Genomic DNA, 1,198 nt, shown 5'->3' on the forward strand with positions numbered 1-1,198 from the left:
GGCCTGCCTGACCCTGGCCTGCGCGCTGGCCGCCCGGGAGGGCGTCCCCGTCACTCTCGTCAGCGGCAGCGGCGGCGAACTCTCCTCGGCGCTGGTGCGGTCGCCCGCGATCGGCTGCGTCTCCTTCGTCGGCGGGCGTGACACCGGCGCCGCGGTGGCCACGGCGGTCGCCGACCTCGGCAAGCGCCACATCCTCGAACAGGAGGGCCTGAACACCTGGGGCGTCTGGAACTACAGCGACTGGGACGCCCTCACCGCCGTCATCCCCAAACTCTTCGACTACGGCAAACAGCGCTGCACGGCCTACCCGCGCTTCGTCGTCCAGCGCGACCTGTTCGACCGGTTCCTCGGGGCTTACCTGCCGGCGGTGCGCGGCCTGCGGGTGGGCCACCCGCTCGCCGTGGAGCGGCCGGACGCCCCGCACCCCGAACTGGACTTCGGCCCGCTGATCAACGCGGCCAAGGCCAAGGAGCTGCGCGACCAGGTGACGGAGGCCGTCGACCGGGGCGCGATCCCGCTGCACCGCGGCAGCGCGGCCGACGCCCGCTTCCTGCCCGGCCAGGACACCTCCGCCTACGTCCAGCCGGTCACCCTCCTCAACCCGCCCCCGTCCTCCCCGCTGCACCACGCCGAGCCCTTCGGCCCGGTCGACACGATCGTCCTGGTCGACACGGAGGCCGAACTGCTCGCCGCCATGAACGCCTCCAACGGCGCCCTGGTCGCCACCCTGTCCACCGACGACCGCGCGACCTTCGACCGCCTGGCCCCCCACATCCGCGCCTTCAAGACCGGCCACGGCCGCCCCCGCTCCCGCGGCGACCGCGACGAGCTCTTCGGCGGCTTCGGCGCCTCCTGGCGCGGCGCCTTCGTCGGCGGCGAGCTGCTGGTCCGCGCCGTCACCCAGGGCCCGGCCGGCGAGCGTCTGCCGGGCAACTTCCCCGACTACCACCTCATGGCGTGACGCTCGGTCGAGGAGGCGTACGCGAGGCGTGCAGACCCGCGCGAACGCCTCCCCGGCCACCCCCTCAGCCCACGGAAAACGCAGGTGAAAGGCACCGCGAAACCTTGGTATGGTTGTCCATGTCGCCCCGGGGAACACCCCGCCAGGCGGCAGACACCTGGTCCGGGTGGCGGAATGGCAGACGCGCTAGCTTGAGGTGCTAGTGCCCTTTATCGGGCGTGGGGGTTCAAGTCCCCC

1 protein-coding gene is annotated in these 1,198 nt (G+C 73.0%); it reads left to right on the top strand.

The features are described from left to right. Positions 1–961, top strand: a 961-nt coding sequence (locus tag IE249_RS37860; protein ID WP_229858839.1) for an aldehyde dehydrogenase family protein, incomplete at its 5' end; no start/stop codon positions are given. Positions 962–1,198 lie beyond the last annotated feature (237 nt).

The organism is Streptomyces anandii JCM 4720 (genome assembly GCF_014650655.1).
In the GTDB taxonomy this organism is placed as follows: domain Bacteria; phylum Actinomycetota; class Actinomycetes; order Streptomycetales; family Streptomycetaceae; genus Streptomyces; species Streptomyces anandii.